The sequence below is a fragment of the Acidimicrobiia bacterium genome, assembly GCA_040902765.1.
Classification (GTDB): Bacteria; Actinomycetota; Acidimicrobiia; order Spongiisociales; family UBA11373; genus DATKBG01.
On the sequence record JBBDWO010000020.1, the window covers coordinates 1 to 4,262 of the forward strand.

Here is a 4,262-nt window from a genome sequence, read left to right on the forward strand (position 1 = left end):
CTTGTGGCAAGCCGAAACCTGATGAAGCCAGCGACCTATTCGCGCACCCCCTTAGACTCGCCCCGTGTCGACCGCCGCTCGGGTCTCCGTGATCATGCCGGTCTACCGGCTCCCCGACTCCGTGGAGGGCAACGTCGCTCGCGTCGTCGCCGCCCTTGCCGACGTCGAGGGCCTCGAAGTCGTGGTGGTTGACGATGGGAGCGGCGACGGCACCCTGGAGGCAGCGGTCAGAGCGGCCTCGACACACCCCAACGTCGTCGCCGTGGGCCTTCCGACCAACTCGGGCAAGGGCCACGCCATCCGCGCCGGTGTCGAAGCGTCGACCGGCGAGGTGGTCGTGCTGCTCGACGGCGATCTGGATCTTCCCCCCGAGCAGCTGCCGGCGATTCTGGAACGCTTCGAACGAGAAGGCGTCGACGCCCTCGTCGGAGCCAAACATCAGTCGATGAAGCGCGGCGGCTACCCGGCCTGGCGCCGATTCCTGTCTCGGGCCTTCTCCTGGATCACCCGCATCGCTTTCCGTCTGCCGGTGGCCGAGACCCAGACCGGTCTCAAAGTGTTTCGACGCGAGCCTCTCGATCGTCTTCTCCCCCACCTGAAAGTGACGCGGTACGCCTATGACATCGAGCTCCTGGTGATGACGCACCGCGGCGGCTATCGGGTCGGGCAGGTCCCGGTGATCATGGAGCGCTCCGACTCGCAGAGCGCGGTTCGTCTCAGGACCCTATGGGAGGTCGCTCGAGACACGGCCGCGGTGTGGTTCCGCAGTCTGCGTAGACGGGGTCGTCAGTGAACGCCTGAAGACGAGATCGCGAAGAGCGGCCAGCTTCGGGAGCAGCAGCAGTCCGCCCGCGACCAGGTTGGCGAGGTTCTCCTCGAGCCGGGTGAGCGGCTCGGACCCGGTGAGCGCATCAGCGGCGAGCACGATCCCGGCGGTCACGAGCAGAGCCACCAGGTTGACGCCGAAGAACCCGAGTGACTCGCTCAGATGGCCGCGTCCGTGCCTGATCTTGAAGGTCCAGCGACGGTTCATGAAGTACGACATGGCGGTGGCCAGGGCGAACGCCAGGACGGTTCGCAGCAACAGGTCGATGCCGACGGTGCGAAAGATGTTGATCAGTGCGAAGTAGAGCACCGTGTTAGCGACGCCGATGATGGCCAAACGGGCCATCATGCCGAACGCCTGCCTGGTCCAGAACGACCGGAGGTACGAGGTCATGCCTCGACCTCGGCACCCTCGCGGCGCTCCCTGACGACTTTCCAGGCGACGATCCCAAGTATCGATCCGATGGTGAGGAGACGGCCTGCGAGCTCGGCCCAGGTGTCGCGGAACTCGAGGACGACCTCCTCCTCGGTGGGGATCACGATCATGAGCGACGGCGCAGCGCGGTACGGCCCGACCGCTCCCTCGGCCCGCCAGTTGGGAAAGTACGACACCTTCACCATGTGCGGGACACCGACCGCCGTGGTTCGGAAAGACACGCGATGATTCTCGAGGACGATGTCCGTGACCTCACCGGAGACACCGATCGGGACCCTCCGCAGATCGTCCACGCTGTCGACCCGCGTCCAGTCGGCGGGTCCGTCCTCGACGAGCCAGCGGTCGAGGCCGTCGACGTCCCCGTACCACTCCAGGGCAGCATCGCGGATGCTCCCCGAACCCGCCCACACCGATGGCCGGTGGACGGCGATGTCGACGAGCGACGACTCCGGGAGGTCGAAGATCGTGAAAGGGCCCACCTGGTCGAGCACGGTGAGCCCGTGCATCTCGGTTGCCTCCATCGCGGCGGCGGTCGCCTCCTCGGTGAAAGAGATGTAGTACGCGATGTCGTACATCGCCAAGTGCGGGACCGCCCGTTCGAAGTTCATGGGCTGATAGTCGAGGCCACCCACCGGGTTCGAGGGGCTGTGGCTCACCTCAGACGCATTGAGGAAGTGGAAGGGGGTCGTGAGCGATGACTCGAAGAGGACTCCCTCCATGGAAACGTGGTCGTCGAGCCAGTAGTCGATGATCATCAGCGCCATGGAGGTCCCGTACTGGTTGAGGCCAGAGTTGACCTCCCACATCACCCGTCCGGGGGGCAGCCGATCGATGGCGGCCATCAGGTCCTGGTACTCGGCCCAGTAGTCGTTGACGACGATGCTGTTCCCTGCGGCGTCAGTGCCGTACGACTGTTTGCCTTCGTACCCGCTGTAGTTCCAGCGAGCCCACGACGGCGCCCGGTGGACGCCGATGACGCCGACGATGAGCATCACCGCTGCCCCGGCCGCGGTCAGGGCCCACTTGGCGGTCTCGACGCGACGCAACCGGCGCGCCATGCCCACGAGAACGGCCCCGACGCAGACCCCCGCCAGCAGGTACACCCCGTAGTACCAGAACCCGAGGAGCCGGGCGTTGTACAGGTCGCGAAAGTCGATGAACTGGATGAAGAAGTACCCGCCTACACCCACGACCATGATCGTGATGAGTGGTGAGATAGCCAGGCGTTTGTGGGCTGCCCAGACGATGCCGCCAACGGCGAGCACGATCATCGGCCACATCTCGGACGGGAACACGGGACCGAAGCCGCGCACCGGGTGCCAGCCCATGTGGGTCATCATGTTGTTGCGAACCAGGAAGGGCAGGGCCCAGAAGGCGGCGACGGCGAAGCCCAGAGCCCAGGTGGCCGCCAGCGTGCTCGGGCCGCGGCGTCGCAGCAGCAGTGGCAGGCTCGCCACCACGACGACCAAGGTGGTGATGAGATGGCTCAGGGCGGCGAGGGCGAGGAGGATGGCCGGACCGAAGGTGAATCCCCGCCCCTCGCGAACGTTGCGGATGATGAGCCCGAGATAGGCCATCGAGAGGGCGAACGACCATGAAAAGGAGTACTCACCCGCCAGCGTGGACAGCGTGTTGCCCCCGTAGATGGTGAAGCTCTCCATCAGCACGAACGTGCCGCCCGAGACGCCGGCCACCGTGGACACCGTACGCGACATCCCGATGCCGCGCGCCAGGACGTACGAGGCGAACGGGAGTGCAAGGAGGCCGAGAACGGTCACCAACTTGAAGGCGACGCCGTACGGCAGGACGAGGCCCAGGACGACGATGGCTATCGCCGGCAGGGGGAAGTAGAAGTACATGGCCGGGAACCCGGCGTACCAGGAGTTGCTCCAGCCCAGGATCCGCCACTGCGGGAGCAGCTCATCCCGGAGGTAGGCGGGTAGGAGAACGTGGGCCCCCATGTCGCCGCCGGTCGGCGTGTTGTCCTGAAAGATGAGCAGGGGCTGCATCAGGATAAAGACGACGAGTGCCAGTCCACCCAGGGAAGCGGGGATGACCCACCTCGCCAGGGAGCGGGCGTCGGCAGCTACGGGTGGAGGGGTGGACACGGTAGAGGGCAGGCTACCGCAGTGCCGGATAACCAGGCATCAAGACGCGACGATGGCGCCTACTTGTTGCGGGCCATCTCCAGGACCGATTCGAGGTCGATGACCTCGGCATTCGACACCCACCAGCGATGCTCACACCGGTGGCAGGAGTTGAACATCACCTCGCTGTCATCGGGCATGGTGAGCTCGATCTGAATGGCGTCACTCGCCGAGCAGCTGGGGCACGTCACGGTACCCGTATCGCTTGCTTTCCGTCCCACTCCGATCCTCCTATCGGCCGGACCCGGGCCTCTTCCCCGAATCCTCGAGCAACGTCTCATCGTCGAGCCTGCCCACGTATCTACTACGGCGGCGTCCGTTGTCACGCCAGTGGGCATACCAGTATGGCCCGTGCGGGCACGAGGTACATGCCTTCTTCCCGCACCGCACCCACTGCCGTCGGAGACGAACCGTAGGCGCCGCCTCCCCAAAATCTACACCCATCGCCTCGAGTCGGGCGCGCGCCAGCATGAGGATACGGCGAAGTTCGTGTTCGTCCATCTCCTTGACCGCGTCGAGGACGTCGCGATCGATCGGCATCAGACCGGACTAGGCGACCTGGACGGCGGTGAACAGGGGACGGACGGGCTGACGGCGGTCGACGAGGGTCCAGCCGACGGGAGGCGTGAGCCGCCCTGCGTGATCCTCACACATGGCATAGCCGGCTCCTGGAATCGTCCGCTCGAGCAGGTCGTCCAGCCAGATGGTGCTGTCGTCGTAATTGAAGGCCATGCGGATCCCGGCGGGGCCAGCACAGCGAACGCACGGTTGGATGATCTCGGTCATGGGCCGAGTGTAATCACAAAGATGTAGTTCAGGGGGACTAGAGGGGCGTCGTGGGCCAGAAGCCGTCA

Annotated in this window: 5 protein-coding genes; 1 reads left to right on the forward strand and 4 read right to left on the reverse strand. The window is 65.5% G+C overall.

Features of this window, described 5'->3' with window-relative positions:
* Positions 1–64: 64 nt before the first annotated feature.
* Positions 65–793, forward strand: coding sequence for a glycosyltransferase family 2 protein (locus WEA29_05715; protein ID MEX2323250.1), 729 nt, complete (start codon positions 65–67; stop codon positions 791–793).
* On the opposite strand, the gene WEA29_05720 is transcribed toward WEA29_05715, so the two are convergent.
* From WEA29_05720 to WEA29_05735, 4 genes are all read right to left on the reverse strand, one after another.
* The gene (locus WEA29_05720) at positions 725–1,219 is read right to left on the reverse strand and encodes a GtrA family protein (protein ID MEX2323251.1); all 495 of its coding nucleotides are present in this window, start codon (positions 1,217–1,219) and stop codon (positions 725–727) included. The two genes, WEA29_05715 and WEA29_05720, sit on opposite strands and share 69 nt — an antisense overlap.
* The gene (locus WEA29_05725) at positions 1,216–3,369 is read right to left on the reverse strand and encodes a hypothetical protein (GenBank protein MEX2323252.1); all 2,154 of its coding nucleotides are present in this window, start codon (positions 3,367–3,369) and stop codon (positions 1,216–1,218) included. Before WEA29_05725 ends, WEA29_05720 begins: the two co-directional genes overlap by 4 nt.
* Before the next feature lie 270 nt (positions 3,370–3,639).
* Positions 3,640–3,948 (reverse strand): hypothetical protein, encoded by a 309-nt coding sequence (locus tag WEA29_05730; GenBank protein MEX2323253.1) that lies wholly within the window; start codon positions 3,946–3,948, stop codon positions 3,640–3,642.
* Positions 3,949–3,957: 9 nt separating this feature from the next.
* Positions 3,958–4,194, reverse strand: coding sequence for a DUF3499 family protein (locus WEA29_05735; GenBank protein ID MEX2323254.1), 237 nt, complete (start codon positions 4,192–4,194; stop codon positions 3,958–3,960).
* Between the last annotated feature and the right edge of the window lie 68 nt (positions 4,195–4,262).

Coding starts and splice junctions, on each gene's coding strand:
- WEA29_05720 (MEX2323251.1), bottom strand. CDS start 1,219: ATGACCTCGTACCTCCGGTCGTTCTGGACCAGGCAGGCGTTCGGCATG.
- WEA29_05730 (MEX2323253.1), bottom strand. CDS start 3,948: ATGCCGATCGATCGCGACGTCCTCGACGCGGTCAAGGAGATGGACGAA.
- WEA29_05735 (MEX2323254.1), bottom strand. CDS start 4,194: ATGACCGAGATCATCCAACCGTGCGTTCGCTGTGCTGGCCCCGCCGGG.